General features: G+C 35.8%; 28 protein-coding genes. 4 read left to right on the forward strand and 24 right to left on the reverse strand.

Annotated elements, in window-relative coordinates; genetic code table 11:
• Nucleotides 1-19: 19 nt before the first annotated feature.
• The 19 genes from NST02_RS17910 to NST02_RS18000 form a co-directional block, all read right to left on the reverse strand.
• Complete coding sequence (locus NST02_RS17910; RefSeq protein WP_340949393.1) at nt 20-493, reverse strand: hypothetical protein; 474 nt, start codon at nt 491-493, stop codon at nt 20-22.
• A gap of 10 nt (nt 494-503) precedes the next feature.
• Nucleotides 504-1307: a DNA adenine methylase gene (locus NST02_RS17915; RefSeq protein WP_340949394.1), complete on the reverse strand. Its 804-nt coding sequence runs from the start codon at nt 1305-1307 to the stop codon at nt 504-506.
• Nucleotides 1308-1351: 44 nt separating this feature from the next.
• Nucleotides 1352-1483 carry a DUF3983 domain-containing protein gene (locus NST02_RS17920; RefSeq protein ID WP_340949395.1) on the reverse strand — a complete coding sequence of 44 codons (132 nt, stop codon included), beginning with the start codon at nt 1481-1483 and terminating at the stop codon, nt 1352-1354.
• A complete protein-coding gene (locus NST02_RS17925; RefSeq protein ID WP_340949396.1) occupies nt 1483-1845 on the reverse strand; it encodes an organic solvent tolerance protein OstA in 363 nt (120 codons plus the stop codon). Before NST02_RS17925 ends, NST02_RS17920 begins: the two co-directional genes overlap by 1 nt.
• A gap of 23 nt (nt 1846-1868) precedes the next feature.
• On the reverse strand, nt 1869-2162 hold the full coding sequence (locus tag NST02_RS17930) for a MazG nucleotide pyrophosphohydrolase domain-containing protein (RefSeq protein WP_340949397.1): 294 nt from the start codon (nt 2160-2162) through the stop codon (nt 1869-1871).
• A gap of 91 nt (nt 2163-2253) precedes the next feature.
• Nucleotides 2254-2478, reverse strand: coding sequence for a hypothetical protein (locus NST02_RS17935; RefSeq protein ID WP_340949398.1), 225 nt, complete (start codon nt 2476-2478; stop codon nt 2254-2256).
• Between the two features lie 223 nt (nt 2479-2701).
• Nucleotides 2702-2893, reverse strand: coding sequence for a hypothetical protein (locus NST02_RS17940; protein ID WP_340949399.1), 192 nt, complete (start codon nt 2891-2893; stop codon nt 2702-2704).
• A gap of 4 nt (nt 2894-2897) precedes the next feature.
• Nucleotides 2898-3146, reverse strand: a complete 249-nt coding sequence (locus tag NST02_RS17945) for a hypothetical protein (protein WP_340949400.1) — start codon at nt 3144-3146, stop codon at nt 2898-2900.
• Nucleotides 3143-3457 (reverse strand): hypothetical protein, encoded by a 315-nt coding sequence (locus NST02_RS17950; protein ID WP_340949401.1) that lies wholly within the window; start codon nt 3455-3457, stop codon nt 3143-3145. The genes NST02_RS17945 and NST02_RS17950 overlap by 4 nt, the downstream gene beginning before the upstream one ends.
• Nucleotides 3457-3996, reverse strand: coding sequence for an ERCC4 domain-containing protein (locus NST02_RS17955; protein WP_340949402.1), 540 nt, complete (start codon nt 3994-3996; stop codon nt 3457-3459). The genes NST02_RS17950 and NST02_RS17955 overlap by 1 nt, the downstream gene beginning before the upstream one ends.
• Nucleotides 3993-4277, reverse strand: a complete 285-nt coding sequence (locus NST02_RS17960; protein ID WP_340949403.1) for a hypothetical protein — start codon at nt 4275-4277, stop codon at nt 3993-3995. Before NST02_RS17960 ends, NST02_RS17955 begins: the two co-directional genes overlap by 4 nt.
• Nucleotides 4274-4621, reverse strand: a complete 348-nt coding sequence (locus NST02_RS17965) for a YopX family protein (RefSeq protein ID WP_340949406.1) — start codon at nt 4619-4621, stop codon at nt 4274-4276. Before NST02_RS17965 ends, NST02_RS17960 begins: the two co-directional genes overlap by 4 nt.
• A gap of 2 nt (nt 4622-4623) precedes the next feature.
• Nucleotides 4624-5052: a hypothetical protein gene (locus NST02_RS17970; RefSeq protein WP_340949408.1), complete on the reverse strand. Its 429-nt coding sequence runs from the start codon at nt 5050-5052 to the stop codon at nt 4624-4626.
• Between the two features lie 263 nt (nt 5053-5315).
• Complete coding sequence (locus tag NST02_RS17975; protein ID WP_340949409.1) at nt 5316-7673, reverse strand: phage/plasmid primase, P4 family; 2358 nt, start codon at nt 7671-7673, stop codon at nt 5316-5318.
• Nucleotides 7674-7763: 90 nt separating this feature from the next.
• Nucleotides 7764-8237 carry a DUF669 domain-containing protein gene (locus NST02_RS17980; protein ID WP_340949410.1) on the reverse strand — a complete coding sequence of 158 codons (474 nt, stop codon included), beginning with the start codon at nt 8235-8237 and terminating at the stop codon, nt 7764-7766.
• 18 nt (nt 8238-8255) lie between these two features.
• Nucleotides 8256-8945: an AAA family ATPase gene (locus NST02_RS17985; RefSeq protein ID WP_340949412.1), complete on the reverse strand. Its 690-nt coding sequence runs from the start codon at nt 8943-8945 to the stop codon at nt 8256-8258.
• Nucleotides 8946-8948: 3 nt separating this feature from the next.
• The gene (locus NST02_RS17990; RefSeq protein ID WP_340949413.1) at nt 8949-9620 is read right to left on the reverse strand and encodes a hypothetical protein; all 672 of its coding nucleotides are present in this window, start codon (nt 9618-9620) and stop codon (nt 8949-8951) included.
• A gap of 3 nt (nt 9621-9623) precedes the next feature.
• Nucleotides 9624-10175, reverse strand: a complete 552-nt coding sequence (locus NST02_RS17995; protein WP_340949414.1) for a host-nuclease inhibitor Gam family protein — start codon at nt 10173-10175, stop codon at nt 9624-9626.
• Nucleotides 10175-10348, reverse strand: a complete 174-nt coding sequence (locus tag NST02_RS18000) for a hypothetical protein (RefSeq protein WP_340949415.1) — start codon at nt 10346-10348, stop codon at nt 10175-10177. The genes NST02_RS17995 and NST02_RS18000 overlap by 1 nt, the downstream gene beginning before the upstream one ends.
• A gap of 437 nt (nt 10349-10785) precedes the next feature.
• On the opposite strand from NST02_RS18000, the gene NST02_RS18005 reads away from it, so the two are divergent.
• Nucleotides 10786-11082, forward strand: a complete 297-nt coding sequence (locus NST02_RS18005) for a hypothetical protein (RefSeq protein ID WP_340949416.1) — start codon at nt 10786-10788, stop codon at nt 11080-11082.
• A 28-nt stretch (nt 11083-11110) separates the two neighbouring features.
• Here the strand turns inward: NST02_RS18005 and NST02_RS18010 are convergent, their stop codons facing one another.
• The 4 genes from NST02_RS18010 to NST02_RS18025 all read right to left on the reverse strand — a co-directional run bounded on the left by NST02_RS18010 (nt 11111) and on the right by NST02_RS18025 (nt 12585).
• Nucleotides 11111-11347: a hypothetical protein gene (locus NST02_RS18010; RefSeq protein WP_340949417.1), complete on the reverse strand. Its 237-nt coding sequence runs from the start codon at nt 11345-11347 to the stop codon at nt 11111-11113.
• 146 nt (nt 11348-11493) lie between these two features.
• Nucleotides 11494-11622 (reverse strand): hypothetical protein, encoded by a 129-nt coding sequence (locus tag NST02_RS18015; RefSeq protein ID WP_340949418.1) that lies wholly within the window; start codon nt 11620-11622, stop codon nt 11494-11496.
• A gap of 12 nt (nt 11623-11634) precedes the next feature.
• Complete coding sequence (locus tag NST02_RS18020; protein ID WP_340949419.1) at nt 11635-12390, reverse strand: Rha family transcriptional regulator; 756 nt, start codon at nt 12388-12390, stop codon at nt 11635-11637.
• Between the two features lie 12 nt (nt 12391-12402).
• Entirely contained in the window at nt 12403-12585 is a 183-nt protein-coding gene (locus NST02_RS18025; RefSeq protein WP_340949420.1) for a helix-turn-helix transcriptional regulator, read from the reverse strand.
• Between the two features lie 304 nt (nt 12586-12889).
• Between NST02_RS18025 and NST02_RS18030 the strand changes: the two genes are divergently transcribed.
• Genes NST02_RS18030 through NST02_RS18040 form a run of 3 tightly spaced genes read left to right on the forward strand, consistent with a single transcriptional unit; the run spans nt 12890 to nt 15766 of the window.
• Nucleotides 12890-13252, forward strand: a complete 363-nt coding sequence (locus tag NST02_RS18030) for a helix-turn-helix domain-containing protein (protein WP_340949421.1) — start codon at nt 12890-12892, stop codon at nt 13250-13252.
• On the forward strand, nt 13230-14270 hold the full coding sequence (locus tag NST02_RS18035) for an ImmA/IrrE family metallo-endopeptidase (protein ID WP_340949422.1): 1041 nt from the start codon (nt 13230-13232) through the stop codon (nt 14268-14270). Before NST02_RS18030 ends, NST02_RS18035 begins: the two co-directional genes overlap by 23 nt.
• A gap of 41 nt (nt 14271-14311) precedes the next feature.
• Nucleotides 14312-15766, forward strand: coding sequence for a recombinase family protein (locus NST02_RS18040; RefSeq protein ID WP_340949423.1), 1455 nt, complete (start codon nt 14312-14314; stop codon nt 15764-15766).
• A gap of 30 nt (nt 15767-15796) precedes the next feature.
• Here NST02_RS18040 and NST02_RS18045 read toward each other — a convergent pair whose 3' ends face one another.
• Nucleotides 15797-15988: a competence protein ComK gene (locus NST02_RS18045; RefSeq protein ID WP_340949424.1), complete on the reverse strand. Its 192-nt coding sequence runs from the start codon at nt 15986-15988 to the stop codon at nt 15797-15799.
• Between the last annotated feature and the right edge of the window lie 264 nt (nt 15989-16252).

Raw genomic sequence — 16252 nt, forward strand, 5'->3', positions numbered from 1 at the left:
TCCCTCCTTTCTAGTAAACTTAAAAAATTAGCATTTCATGTTCAAACAAACTAACATCAGCAGGCTGCAATGGTGGTGGCATCCTTTCCTTCGTTAGCTGCAATAAGGGAAGACCACGCTTTTTGCTTTCACCAATTTTCTTAAATCCTGCTGCATGAAAAGTTCCACCCTTTAAATGCTTTCCAACATAAGTGATAATTCCATCCTTTGGAGGTTCACCCCATTTAGCTGCCGTTACACCTAATGCAAGTACTATAAGATGTGAAGAAAGAAAATTCCCTTCATTCCTAAACAACGTACATTCCCATGCTTCAAAGCCATCATCACGAATACCTTCCCATGTAACCCACAAAGCTTTCTCATCTTTTGATAAGAGCACTAAGTTTTTACCTGGGCGGCAAAATTGGTTAGTGCCTGGTTTCTGCCTAGTGTAATGTCGATCTGCTAATGCAAGTGCTCTTGGATCTCCTTTGTTTATTTCAACCCAGCACATATTCTCACCCCTAAAATAGTGACTCTTGATAAACTCCGTACTCTGCAGCATAAGGATTAATCCAGAGGACTTCTTCACGAATTGCTCCAGCTTCTGCCTTTGCCCTTTTGGTTTCCCTTCTCCAATGTTTGAGTCGTTCATCGTATAAAGGATGGGAATAGCCTGACAAGATTACTGGCCCTGGATGTTCTTCTAAAGTTGCAAGAAGTTCCTCATGATCATCCTCAGACATTTCATGTTTGTAACTTGAAGTAGTTCGAGTTGCTAAAATATACGGTGGATCTGCGTATATCAAAACACTCTGCCTCGAGTATCTTTTAATCAATTCGACAGCTGGCTGATTCTCAATTTGAACTCCGATAAGCCGTTCAGCTACTGCGGAAATCTTTTCAGGAAACTTCAACCACTCTTTACCTGGTAATGGCCCATTCATTTCAATCATGCTGCGCCAACCAGTTCTATGTGATGTCTTTCCTCCACGTCCCTGCCACAATCGAACAATCAACCTTCTTGCACGTTCTAGATCATCTTCTGCATCGAGGTAACTTTGATAATATTCCTCACGACTATGTGGAGTAAGAATAATTGCTCTAGCAAGCTCATCGGGACGTTCTCGAATAATGCGAAAAAGATTAACAACTTCACCGTCTAAATCATTGACCGTTTCCAGCTGACTCCTTTTCTTCGAGAAGAGCACCGCACCAGAACCGAAGAAAGGCTCAAGATATGTTTGATGTTCGGGAAAATGACTAATAATCCAATCGGACATGCTCCACTTGCTACCTGGATAATGCAAAATTCTCGGTATGGCCACATCGCCACCTCCTAACCTAGTAAACTTAATACAAATCCAGTAAATCAATCTTTCAATATCTCAGCCTTAACAAAAATATTTCTCCAAGCTTTATCTAATCGTTCCTTATCGGTTTCCTTACGACGGCGAGCAAGTGATTTGCTCAACCGTCGTTTTTGCTTTTTACTCTTAGCCATTATTTGACCCTCTGAATATGTGGCTGTTCTTCTTCCTCTTCATTTTCCTCACGTGTAACTTGACTATCTGAAACCGAAACATTCCCACTGCCATCCACAGAATACTCAATACCTTCGTGAGTATCATCAATACTCATTTGTCCTTCTGGAACATCTTGTGGACGACTCTCCATAACTTCTTTAGGAGTTTGAAAAGCATATGTTAAATCGATTAAGAAATACTGACCGTACTTGTTATATTTCTCTGTGATTTTGTGCATTTGAAGATGATCATTTTCTTTAGCAGCTGAAACGATTTCTTCTGCTTCATCCCGAGTATCTGCGTAATGTTGTTCCTTTTGATTAAGTTGTACTTTTGCCATAATATCTTCTCCCTTAAATTAAATTAGTAAGCTTTACCGCCGTGCTTAAATGAACGCCCTTTATTCTTTAACATTTTCTTGTTTATAGCTGTTTCTAAATCAAGATTCTTGGAGCCGCAAAGGTCAAATATACGAATACAAACATCGGCTAATTCCTCTATAAAATTCTCAGAATCTCCTTTTCTATCTGCTTCTAATGCTTCGCTCACTTCACTATGAATCAAAGCAAGCAAAGTACCTGTTTCCCTTTCTTCATCATGCCAACCCTTTGATTTAGCTGTTTCGTAGGCTTCTTGACATAGTTCATTAATTTTCATCGATATATCCTCCGATCCAATTCTAGTAATGCTTCATAACGATATTTCGAATATCTCGCAAGGTCATAGAGTTGTCCTAGTGTTAAATTCCTCATTCATTCACCTTCTTAAAATACTCAGCACCGAAATGGTTCACGATAATCTCCATTGTTTTAGGTCCGATGCCTTTAACATCTTGTAAACCTTCAAAACGCGAAGCGAAATACATGGTTGCTGAATATTTACCCTGTTCATATCCGTTCTTAGTTCCAGTGAGAAATCCAGCCTGATAACCTTCGTCAAATTTTTTCTTGAGAAGTGGATTTTTCTTACTCATGACTTATACCAATGCGAGTAACACGTTCCGCATATTCCCTCGGTAGCATATCCATTAGGCTTCCCGCACTTCCTGCATGTGCAGGATAGAGTTTGCCATCTTGTCTTACATTTTGGACATTCAAGCTTCACAAATGATTTTCTGTAATTAATGACATTCCCAACGGTGTTACACCTTGGACAATTGGGAACTGTTTTGATATTAGATATCCCTTCCTTAGTTTTCAGAACCATTTGTTAGCCTCCTTTTCAATATCAATTTCTCTATAAGCCGATAAGACTAATTCATACTTTAGTTCCTCATAATCACACTCATGGATTGGAGTACCTTGCTGAGAATGTGTAACCCCTTTTTCTATTAATCTTGCTAAAACTAATTTTTTCTTGAGTTGATTAGTCATAACATTGTCAGCCATGTGATCAACTCCTAGTTTTGGATAAATTGTAGGCTTGTTTATAAAAATCACGTTGCTCTCTTGTTCTTTGTAACGCTTCTTCCAGAGCAAGATTTTCATTAGCAATTTTCATGTAATTACTAAAGCGAGTTTTCTCCTGGAGATTCCGAATGACTTCTTTTTGATGTTCGACTGTTTTAATTAGCCATTTGATATGCTCACGAGAAAAACAACCATTATCTAAGTCCTTTTTAATATCTTGAAGTTTGTTCATTTTCCTGTACCCTCTACATTCAAGAGTTCAAGAGCAATCTCGATGTATTCTTTAGGGTTGTTCGTTCTTAACCCAGATTCTAAAATTTGAATGATGTATGATTTTCTTTGACGTTCACATTCAAGATATTTAAGACCATCGGCTAGTTCCTCTTGAAGCATTTTTAACCAATCATAGTTATGAGAGTGGTCCAGAGATACACCGTATTTCCCAATCCCAAAATCATCTTGCTGATACATGACTTCTTTCAACGTTTCTAATGCTTTATCCGAAACATTATGTTTGGATATATTTAATAAATTTTGTTCCATCAAAATAACCCCGTTCTTAAATAGTGTTTTGCCTGATAATAAAAATGATGATATATCCAATTACCGCTGTATTTTTGGTCTACATATACAATTTCAAAATTGTATTTTGCTTTGAATGTATTAAGCCGACCAAGTAATGCCTTAGCATTATACTTAGAACGATATTGACCTTTTAGCATTTTTTCATAGCCATGTAGGTCTTCCACAATTAATGTAAATGGAATGTCCTTTGAGCGAATTAATTCATTTTCAAATGCCGTTGCCGTATCTTTTTGTAGATTCCCTGTAATTTCATCGATATGTGCTTTCCGTTCCACTCGACTACTTAAATAGATATCTCGAGAGATACCAAGTTCTTCATTTTTAGGAATCATGCAGCCATAGTCTCCAGTATCCAATTTTTGAATTTTTACTGGAACTTCCTTTTGTCGTAGATATTCAAGTATGTGACCATTCACTTGCTCTCGAGTATCGATGACAATAGTTAGTGTTTTAAGGATTTTGTTTAATTCTGTATCGGTGTAATGATAAGAAATCATTCTTTTACCTCCACCTCTACTGGAACCCATTCAAAGTTCTTACTGATATTTGTATAACCAAAATTACAAACAGAATCGAGACCGTACCTATCAGTAATAATTTTTTCGTGAGCCTTTTGTCGTTCAATTTCTCCCTCTTTGTCGAAGATTAATTCTGCTTTCTGAAGGTTCTCTGTTAAAAAATCAATTTCATCATCATCTGTTAGAAACAAGGTCTTGCCTTCATATTGCTCTATAGCGACTTCCGGTTTTAGTTGCAATACCCATGCTTCTCTAATCATTTCTTCCCCTCCAGTAACTCAGGGTTTTCGTAGATGTTACCGACAACTTCAAGCATTTCACTATCAAAGTTATCAAAGTCATTGTGGTAACCATTTAACACATATCCATTTGTTCTCCATTCGACAACATAATGAAGTTTATCTATACTTGGATGTACATTCCTGTCGTAAAGAACGATATCCCCTTCATAAATCTCTTTACCATACTTGTCGAGTAACTCTGTAAACTGCATAAAGATAAAACCATCATCTTCTAGTCGGTGCATTTGCATTGTTTTTACTAAATTCCAATTAGCCATTCCTTTAGCTTCTTTATGGACTGCACGAAACTTTATTTCTCTCATTCTCATGCTCCTTTCTTGGCATATGTAACCGCACGGATGTATAATTCATGAGCCATTTTATTTGATTCTTCATTTTCGTATTGTCGATAATCTTCGTAGACATCTTTCCAACCGTTCCTAGCTAGGAGATTCAACCAATCTATGAATAATTCAAGTGACACTGTATCAGTGCACATCCATTCCTTTAATTTCTCATTATCTTGCCATCCACAGATTTGATGAACCATTTTCATGAGCGTAGTTTTTTCAGCATTAGCACCCTTCCAAGACTTAAACCATTCATCGATTGCTTGGAAATTTTGTTCAGCAACTTGCATCACTTCTTTAGGAATCAAATTCTGATTCTTAATCGCAATTCGATTATCTGTTTCATCCAAATAAATATTTGCGCCTGATTTCCAAATTTGGCTGAGAATCATTAAAACTTGCAAAATCTATCACCTCGATTATCCAAAACTACTTAAATTGTTACTGAAAACAGCTTAAAATTATCATGTGTTACTAAAAAGTAACACCTTTGAGCCTTAGAGCCACAAGGGATTGAAAGCAAGTGTTACTTTTTGTTACCTATTTTGAGTATTAACGCTCCTAATAGAATACTTATATATATATTTTTTTGTTTATATATATTTTTAGTAACAAAAGTAACAAATATAAAAGATAAAGTATTTTAAACCCTTGATACATAAGGCTTTTAAGAGAATTTAAATGTGTTATTTTTAGTAACACTTTCGCTATTTTCTTCTAAATTCAGTAACTTTTGTTGAGAAAAAGTATTTTTTCGTTCTATTAAAGTAACACCCTTGATGAAATACTTATTTCTACTGCCTCGTTCTCTTCTTAGTCCTTGAGATTCTAAAATTCGATAAAACGCTCGATTCTTTAACTGGTGCTCACCATTTTTGAAACACCAATTGGAATAGACTTCATATAATTCTTTTGCTTCAATCTGAACATCTTCACGTTTAAAACAACATTCGAACATGAACGGTCCAAGAATATCCATTTCCTCTTTGTAATCCCCAGTTGCTTTCATAACGACTGCTGGATCGTTTAGTCCCGACTGCTGCCACTTCAAGCAACCTTCAATCGCCCAATTCAAGATACCAGGCATTTCAAGAGATAATTTTTCAGGAAGCTTTTTATCACGTTTTTCTTTTGGCAGTTGAAGATTGAACGGAACCAATCGAATACGTCTCCAAATCCCTTCGTCTACCCCTTTGATTACTGGCTTATGGTTGGTTGTAAAAAACACTTTAAATTCAGGGATGAACTCAAAATACTCTTGTCGAAGGAAACGAGCGAGAACTGGTTCCCCTCCTGTTATCTGTTTTACAAAAGCCTCTGAAAGTTGTTCACCATCTTCACTTTCAATGGCAGAAACAAAACGACTACCTACCAATCTAGCAATATCGTTATTGGCACCTGTCTCTTTTTTCTTGATAAATGTATCTGACTTGGCTTGCTTGCCGTATTCGCCCATGAGATCCTTAATCGTATTAATGAAAGTTGATTTACCATTTGAACCTCCACCGATTAAGAAAACCATTATCTGTTCTGTAATCTCTCCAGTGAGCGAGTACCCAATCAATCTTTGCATATATTCAATTAATTCTTTATCCCCTTGAAATATTTGGTCTAAAAAGTTCAACCATTCAGGACATTTTGCGTTTTCATCAAAAGAGATATTGGTGATTTTGGTGATCCCTAAATTTCTATCATGAGGCTGTAATTTCCCTGTTGTTAAATCAATAATTCCATTTTCGACATTAAATAAATATTTATGTCGGTCAAACTCTTCACGTTCTCCTGGAACCAATGGCATGAGGTCCTTAATGCTGTTCATTCGGATATTACGACGTTCGCACATTCTAGCCCATTTGGTCTCTGATTCATCTTCTGACTTGTATAGACCGCGAAGGACTTTAGCTGTAATTCGTTCAATTTCCTTTTTGGTGTCTAACTTCCACCGTTTTCCGTCCCATATCAACCAACCCATTTCAGAAACATATTTGATAACATGGCCGTATTCGTGTGCGATCCTCTCAGCGTTCCCCAATTCAGTTAAGCGGAATTTCTTTTTCGGCTTTTCCTCCACAACTTCTTCTGAAGTATCACCAAAATGAAAATCATAAGAGAATTCTTCGAATTGCTTCTTGTTGTCCAAAATCGTTGTTGAAGTTGCAGCAATAGCAGTCGCAATTGTTCTCTCTCCGTATGTTTCATTGGTATCTCGGAAATGAATGACGTCCCATTTATCACGCATAAGATTGGATTCCCTAAACATGGTATCCATTCTAGTTGCGGAATTTCCTGTCCAAAAAGCTAGATGATTACATAAAGCCAAATCACTCGCTGAATGATCATCATTAATTAGATTTCCGTTATACAAACTTCGAATTTCGTCACCGTTCTTGCTGCGAAACATCTTTTCCCAAAGAGAATCGTTTGAAATTTTGATTTCGTCTTTTTCGAACTCTGCTAAATTAATGCGGCCCTGTATATCGCTGTCGTCGAAATAAGTTTCAAACACTTCGGCTAGTTCATCCGTGCGATCATAAATTTCATTTGAATTTTCTCGATTTCCAGTAAAGGTGAAGTAACGGCCATATGAATAGATTTCTAGTCCGTGCTTAGTGCTTTTTCGACCTGTACCAACAACACCTTGCGGAAGATTGCCTTTGATAATGATGTGGATGCCTTTTCCGCTAGGTGAAAACTCTGTGTAACTATCTAAAGTGTCAATAATTTCCGTGGCAAATGCATTCGGTTTTTCATTGTTTACGCATTTATCAATATCAATTCCGATGTAGTTGTCTTGTCTGCTAAAAACAAACCCTATGCCGTCATACTCACCTTGGAGATAAAACTTAACGGCTGTTGCAAAAGTGCTCCAAGTTCTACGATTATTAGCTTGAGCCATTTCCCCATTAGGCTGATACGGTACTTTAGTGGGCTTACCATTACGCTTTTCTGATTTCCACAAAATCCATTGAGGAAGGGCTTTTAATTCGGCAGGGATTTCGTTGAAATTGTATGGATTTTCTTTCATTTCGCCCTCCTATGAAGCTTTATCCTTAAATTTGTGTATAAAAAAGAGAAGCCAGCCAAAAACCAACTTCTCTATTAAGTTAATTACTGATCAGAATGGAATATCATCATCTGAGATAGTGATTCCACCTTGTGATATTGGGTTCACATCGGATACATCATAGTATTTTGCTTTAGCAGCTGTACGCTTTTGCTTTTCACCATCAACTACTTTTTCATATTCTTCATGCTTAACAGTGATTTTGAGATTTTTATTGATAAGTTGCTTTGCCATGTCTTCCGGATCCTTAAATTGGTGACCATTTGGAAATCCGCATGCTTTTAATAATGAATTGACGATCCTAACTGATACCTCATGTTCAAAGGTAAATGTGTTATAGAGCACCTTAGCTCCTTGGTGGTTCTGTGGAACATCACTACGAATTTCAAAATCCACATTCATCATTGGTTTGCCTGCCTGTGTTTTACGTGGTTCTGCATTAACGATTACCGCCTCATACTTACCTTCTGCTACTAACTCAAACCCTGCACTTGCGTTTTCTTCATCAAATTTAAAAAATGACATTATTTATTTCCCCCTAAATTATTTTGTGGATGATAAGAATACTTCTTCTTGCTTGCAACCTTTTCTGCTATCTAATTGATTCTTTGCATAAATACTGTTCGTTCCCTCTAAAACAAACCCCCTCTCACCTTCTTGATTAATCATCAAGCGACCAACTACATCACATAAACCAAGTACGTTATTTAAAATCTTTGCATTGATCTGTGGATATGAACGGTTATATTGTTGGCCTTCTGATGATGTATAAAGGTCAGTTGTTTCCCAAGCTGTAAACACAATCCGATCAGCTAGATTTTTCATCCAACGGAAACTATTTACTACTCGAAATTGCATTTTCTGATAATCCCCCTGTGACGGAACTCCTTGATTACGACCAATAAATCCTAAATGTGATAATAAGCAACGTTCTAATTCCGAAACGTTATCTACCGCGATATTGTTATATTTACCTTTCGTTTCTTTAAGGTGGGTCAGTAAAGCTTCCCAGTAATCCCAAGTGTTTTGGTTATCTACATAAATGATGTCGATGTTTTCTTCACCTTTTAGGACTTGAGAAGTGCGGTCAATATCAAGGACTAACGTTTTTCCTGGCAAATGACGCAGTGTATGTGTCTTACCCATTCCAGGATTGGCATAAAGTAAATATGTTTTGCCATCCTTTTGAATCTCTGTAGCACTTTGAGTGCTGAAATCAAATTGTTGTGCCATAGTTTAGACCTCCACACTATAGGAGATCGACTCAGGCTTAACCGTCACACCAGTTTTTTTAAGTCCTTTTATTAAATCCATACCTCTTATCCCCTTCTTGTATCGTTCTCTAACAGCTTCCCTACTCACGTTGTATTTTTCTGCAATTGCTGTCATTGTTAATTGCTCTCCGTTTATATCGATATAGATATTGTTTCTAAAATTCCTCATTTGTTCTTTTTGGGTTGTCCATCTGCAATTGTTTGGTGAATATCCCATATCATTGTTTATACGGTCAATTGTTAAATGGTCTTTATACCCGTTATCAATGCTCCAGTTGAAGAATGACTCAAAATCGTTTAACCATTCTTCACATACTGATATACCCCTACCGCCATAATTTTTATAGTCTTGTCTATTTGGATTACCGCATCTACTTTTCATATTTTGCCAAGTTGTATAAATTCTTTTATAAGATTTTCCGTGCTTGAAATTTCTTTCGGTGAGAACCTCTCTCTTTAAACAACCACAACTTTTTGTAATCCCATTTTTTAAAGCCGATCCAATAATGACTTTTTCAGAACCGCAACTACATTTACATAACCATGTTGTTTTTCCGAATTTATTATTGTCAGATTTATTAATAACAGTCAGTTTACCAAAGGTTTTTCCGACTAAATTTAATGGTTTCGGCATTAATCAATCCACCTCGACGCTAAAAGTGATTGTTTCAGGTTTTACCGAGACTCCAGGTACTATCTGTCCATCTTGACTTATTACTACCTTTTCACCGCTAATTTCCACAATCTTGAGAGACTTCTTAAGGTCCCCCCATTTCACGCTATTCTTGATAAATTCATCCATTTCATTTTCGATGACATATTGAAGGATTTGTTCTTCATCGGCTTTTTCCGGTGCTTCACCAGACCTACGAGTTTTACTTTTTCCATATGGAGTAGAAATTGTCTTAGCTTTAGGATCCTGCTCTAATTGCTTAGCATGATAAACAGCAATCATATTTTCAAAGAATTCAAGACTGTTAGAGATTGTGGATAGCTCTCCACGTTCCCATTCAGCAATACGTTCTCTTTCCACATCTGCCACTTGCTTAATTTCCTTCTCCTTTGACTTAAGAGCAGAAAGTTTTCTAAATGCCCAATTAAGACTCTCTAAATCAGTAATTTCAAAAGGCTTGTCCTGCGACTGGATTTCTTCCACATCCATTAATTCAGTTTGCTGTAATGCATTCATTATTTTTCCTCCTTAAAAACCTGATCTAAGTATTCATATGTTTCAACTAAATCCTCATAAAGATTGCTACCACTTAAAGTTTTTTCGTATTGTTCAAGTAGCTTATAAAATGGCTCCAACTTTGGATTTACAGGGCTATGAACAGTGCGATCTTTTGCTTCAAACCAAGGCATTTTATCCTCCCCTGTTGATTTATTCTTAATTACTGTTTAAACTGAAAATGAAATTAAAATAACTTTATGGTCCGATGTTGGCGCATCGGGCTATTCTTTTTGCTCACCATAACCACAATGTGGACATCCGTGGTCAAATTGTTCATCCTCTAATACCTGAAAGCTGCGTTTACACTTTGGACAACGTAATGTTACTGTTGTCATTAACTAAGTAACCTCCTGCACCAACCAATTTTTATTCCCTGCTTTTGGTATCGCTCAATTAATGCTTCCATTTTTTCTCTCTTGCTCATAAGATCACCCTTTCTTTTTTGATGCTTGTTGCAAAATAATAATGCGGTCTTGCAAAGATAAATTAAGCCAATCTCTAACTTTGATTTTCAACGTACTCACCACCCTTCATTTGGTATAATCCTCTGTAAGAGGAGGTGTATATTATGGTAGAAACAGCTCAAGATATCCACAATCAGCCTGAGGCTTTTGATTACCTAACCCCAGGGGAGCAACAACAGTTGATTAAATGGATTGAGTCGAATTTTGAACCAATCAAATCATTTAATGAACGTCGTACATCATATGGACTAAAACACATCTTTGAAAGTAATGGTGGGTTTTATATTGGTAATGGTGCTTTCAAAGGTGCTATGTTAAAGTGCGGCTATAAAGTAAAAGATAAAACTGCACTTAACTGGATCTTTAACGTTTCAGAGAAATCTATTAAACTATTGAAGTAATGAAGGCAGCTCACTTGATATGGTGGTATCAGGTGAGTTTTTTATTTAACTCAATTCGTTGCATTTCAAATTCTTCATAAACCTTATATCCTTGTTTTCTTAGCCATTTAGCAAGTGTTGTTTTCCCTGTAGGTCCTTGCGGTCCGTTTATTAGAAAAACTCTATTTTTATCAGTCATTCCGATAGCTAAACTTAATAGTTCTTTTTCGCTGAGTAGAGATTTAATATTTTCAGGTATGGAGTTAATGATTTCGCACGGTCTCACTATCTTCACCTCCCTTCAAGTTTTAGAACTAAAATCGTTCATCAAATTTCGCCAAGTGGGTAAGAAGGAAAGCCTGCTAGGCTTTAGATAATTTTGCTTTTATTTGTTCTGCATGTTCTGGACACACATCACAATTTACCCAAATGTTAATAGCGCTTTGGTTTACTAGTTTCTAACTTTTTTGCTTTGCGTTCTGCTTCGATAATCCTCGGGACGCTTGTTTTTAAGAAGAACATTAGGATTTTTTCTTTAATATGCTTTGGAGCATCCTTCATTGAAATCACATCCTATAAACTCAATTTCAATTGACCATCATGGAGAAATTTATTAATGAAATACATTAGGCCTTTACCGGTCACGACTACTTGACGGCTAGTTTTAAGTTCGCCTTCTGAATCGTAATAAAGATGGCAATGGATTTTCATTAATCCTTGATTTAATGATTTTTGTGTAGGCATATTCCATTCTCTTCCTTGTCTATTAACAAGGTATCCCTTATTTCTAAGCCATTTAAATAGTCGGTCACGCCCGATATTCACACCGTTTTGCCTCATGTATTTTGCTGCAGCTTCTATAAGGAGGCCTTCATCACTTGTGGTTATGGCATTTGCTAAAATCACTTTTTCTTTGTTACTTTCGATTTCGAATTTCAGTTGTTCATTTTCATCCACAGCTTCTGCAAGCATGAGTAATGCTTCTTTGAAGTTTTGTGGAAGAGTGTAATTTGGTTGTGGTGCGATTAGCTTTTTTTCCATTGCGTTAAAGGCTTCAATATATTTCAGCTTGAATTGAAGTGCCTTGTTTCCAGTAAAGCCCATTGCCAGTAATGTGAATCCATCTCGATTCATGAAGTACACTCTCCGTTCACGACCGTAACTATCAGGTTCGGTTGTTTCGAAGAACATCAGTCCAAAATTGGGCACATCTTTTTTGAATTCATCAATATCTCGTAAAACGTGTTTATGTTGCTTTTCAAAGGTTTCAGCTACTTGTAAAGAACTTGTTACAGCTTGTTGATTATGCATAATTACTAGTTGGTTCATTAATTAACCCCCTCATATACCTAAAATTTTCTTTATATGCTTGATATGTTCTTGAGCTTTCACACCATTTCTTTTACCACTAAGAATGTCAGACAAATACGCTCCGGAAATACCCAACATTTCAGCCAAATCTTTGTGTTTCAACTTCTTTTTATAAAGCTCCGAACGAACTTTAACACTTAAATCTTCCGACATAATCTAATCTCCTTTCTTTAGTATTCGACAAGAAAAAAGCTAAATGATTAGCGAAAAAACATTGACTGTTTTATGCGAATAGTTTAATATATAAGCATAGCTAAATAAGACTTTAAAAGCCTGTAATTTAACATTTTTTTGCTCCCCAGCGTCAAAAATGTATTTACATAGGTTGTATTTTTTATTGTCTTTTTTGCTAATCAAATAGCTTATGTCTGTAATATTAAACTATAAGCATAAAATAGTCAACTTATTTTATACAAAAAGTTTAATTAATTTCGACTGGCTCTTAAGGATGGTTGATATGACAACGTTTACGAGGATAAAAAAACTTTGCAATGAGAGAAAAATTTCAATTAATGAACTAGAAAATGCTTTGGGTTATTCCAAAAACACCTTATATCGATTAAAAACACAAACTCCAGGAGCTGATAAACTACAAAAAATAGCTGATTATTTTAACACATCTACTGATTACCTTTTAGGTAGAACCAATAATCCTCATTTAGATAACGATGACGAGATTACCGATGATGATTTTCGCAAGATTGAACGATTCGCTCGCAATTTAACACCAAATAATAGAAAAAAAGCTCTAAGAATTTTAGAAGCAACATTTGATGATGCATTTAGCAAGGATGAAGATGATGACGATGATGACCTTTAAGCCTAATTATTCGAAAGCAGAAAGAGCAGCTCATACGTTATTACAAATTAATAATGTACGAGAACTTCCTGTAAAAGTAAAAAAACTTTCGAAACATTTTCCGAATCTACGAATTAAAAAATATACTTGGTTCGCTAAGAATCAAGGTATGACTTTACAAGAAGTTTGTGAATTTGCTAATAGTGATGAAGGTTGTTGCTATTATAAAAAAACAACAGGTCAATATTTAATACTCTATAACGATCAAGTGGAGAACAAAGGGAGAATTCGCTGGACAATAGCCCATGAACTTGGTCACTTCATGTTAAAACATAATGAAATTTCTAATAGAGCCACTTTAGGCAGAAGCTCTTTAAGCGATAGTGAGTATGAAATTTTCGAGAAAGAGGCTAATTGTTTCGCAAGGGAGCTGTTAGCACCACCAACAGTTATTATCAAGTTAGGAAAAGTTGAAATATTCGATATTCAAAACATTTGTGAAATGTCAGAGGAAGCAGCAAGTAATGTCATTTCATTTTTGAATACTGGCCAAAGAATGGGATATGGATACACTTTTAATTCTACACTTGAAAAAATGTTTTCTAACTTTATATATAAAATGAAAAACAATCATTACTGTGGCGATTGTAGAAGTTACTTTATCTTTACTGACCCTTCCTTTTGCCCGATATGTAGAAATCAAAAAATAACTAAAACATTTTATACTTATAGGGGGATTAACAACGTGAAATATAATGGTTATGATGTGGATGCTAACGGACGAGCTTTAGCATGTCCTCAGTGTGGGAACGAAGAATTAAATTATAACGGTGCACATTGTAAGATTTGCGGAGTCAACGTAGTAAATAAATGTACTAATGTAGAAGAATGGAACGGTGAGATTCAATGGGAATGTGGAACCATCCTTGATGGTAATGCAAGGTATTGTCCTAATTGTGGAAGCAAGTCTACTTTCTTTGAACAGAAATTATTAGAAAATTGGGAGATAGAAAAAGAAAAGGACCTTATTCCTTTTTAATTATTATAAGAACATACATTCTTATTTAGGAGGGTAATACTATGAGAGTAGCAATTTACATTCGTGTGTCCACCGAAGAACAAGTAAAGGAAGGTTATTCTATCTCTGCTCAAAAACATAAATTGAAAGCGTTTTGTATTGCTCAAGATTGGGAAGTGGCGGGTATTTATCCAGACGAAGGAATATCTGCTAAAGACATGAACCGACCAAACCTTCAGCGAATGTTGAAGGATATTGAGGAAGGGCTAATTGATTGTGTCCTAGTTTGGAGGTTAGACCGTCTTACTCGTTCCGTCTCTGACCTTTATAAAATATTGGAGAAGTTTGAAAAATACAATTGTAAGTTTAAATCTGCTACTGAGGTGTTCGATACAACATCAGCTATGGGGAGAATGTTTATAACCATCGTTGCCGCGATGGCTCAATGGGAACGTGAAAATTTAGGAGAACGTATCAGCATGGGGTATGAGGAAAAGGTAAGACAAGGTAAATATGCACTTAACTTTCGGCCATTTGGTTATGACCTAGTATTGACTAAAGGGGACCTTATCATTAATGAGCCAGAAGCAAAGACAGTTAGAACTATTTATGATTTATATAACAAAGGCTATAGCGCGAATCGAATTTGTCAATATCTCAATGAGAGGAACATCACTACTCGAGACAAAAACACTTGGAACGATACACACATCATGAGGCTTATTAAAAATCCACTTTACAAAGGGTCCTTGAAATGGAACGACGTTGTTTATGATGGTGCTCACGATCCAATAATCTCGAGTGAACTGTTCGATGCTACTCAAAGACTTATAGAAAAGCGTAGACCGAAACATCCTCGAATTATCTCAAGCAATTTTATATTTGCAGGAAAACTTAAATGTGTAAAATGTGGACACGCAATGGTTGGAAGTAAAACTTACGAAACAAATAAATTTGGAGAGAAAGTTATTTATAATTTTTATCGATGTAACAAAGGGAAAACTGGACAATGCAAAGGTTCTTATAATGTCTCGGAAAGAAGACTAGAACAATCATTTTTAGATTATATAACTAAACAAGACTTTAACTTTGAACAGGCTGCCGCTTTAGGGGATGAACTTCTGAACCAAGAATCACCAGAAGAAAACGATAAATTAACCTTAGAACTAGAACTAATAAAAATCAGTAATAGAAGAAAAAAGTGGCAGTATCTTTGGGCTGATGAAGTAATGTCAGACGATGATTTTCGAGCTCGAATAGCTGAAGCAGAAAAAGAAGAGAAAAAAATACATGAGCAACTGGAGAAGTTCAAGAATAATTCAGTTGAAGTAGACTTTTTTGCCCGACAAGAAATACTAAAAGCAATTAAAAATATAAAACAAAATTGGAATTTCCTTGAGCAAATGGAAAAAAAGCTTTTAATAGATGATGTCGTAGAGCAAATCCACTATACAGTTACTAAAGAGAAACGTAATAATTATGTAAGCATTGAAAACATTGACTTCGTGCAATGTTAATCTTTGCTTTTTTTGTCCTACCATTACGTTTCATCCTTCATAAGTGCTCCCGAAGCTATAACAACTTTCCTTTACAAGCTCGAACGGTTTAAATGGGGAGATCGTCTCCTCCTCAAGCTCATAAATTTTCGAAAAAATTTTACTCCCATATTCGATTGGCATCACAATGGCTGTGGAGGAATTAATTTCATATTCCTCAATGATTAGCTTTTCGTTTTCCATTTCTTAATCTCCTTATAATCAAATTGATTTGCTTGCTACTGAACCAAATGTTAAAACTGGAAATAGGTCTTTTTTCTCAGTCAAACAAAAGAATTTCAGTGTAAAGCCATCCATTACCATCATAACGCTGATTTTATGTCATTTCTATAAATTACCAAATTGTTCAAAAATTAGTCATAATTTCCTATTGAAGAAATTTATCTAAAAATTTTAAAAATTCAGTTGATTACCATGAAGAAATCCTTTATAATATCAAAAAGACAT

Origin of the sequence: Robertmurraya sp. FSL W8-0741 (assembly GCF_038004005.1) — a bacterium.
GTDB classification, from domain to species: Bacteria; Bacillota; Bacilli; order Bacillales; family Cytobacillaceae; genus Robertmurraya; species Robertmurraya siralis.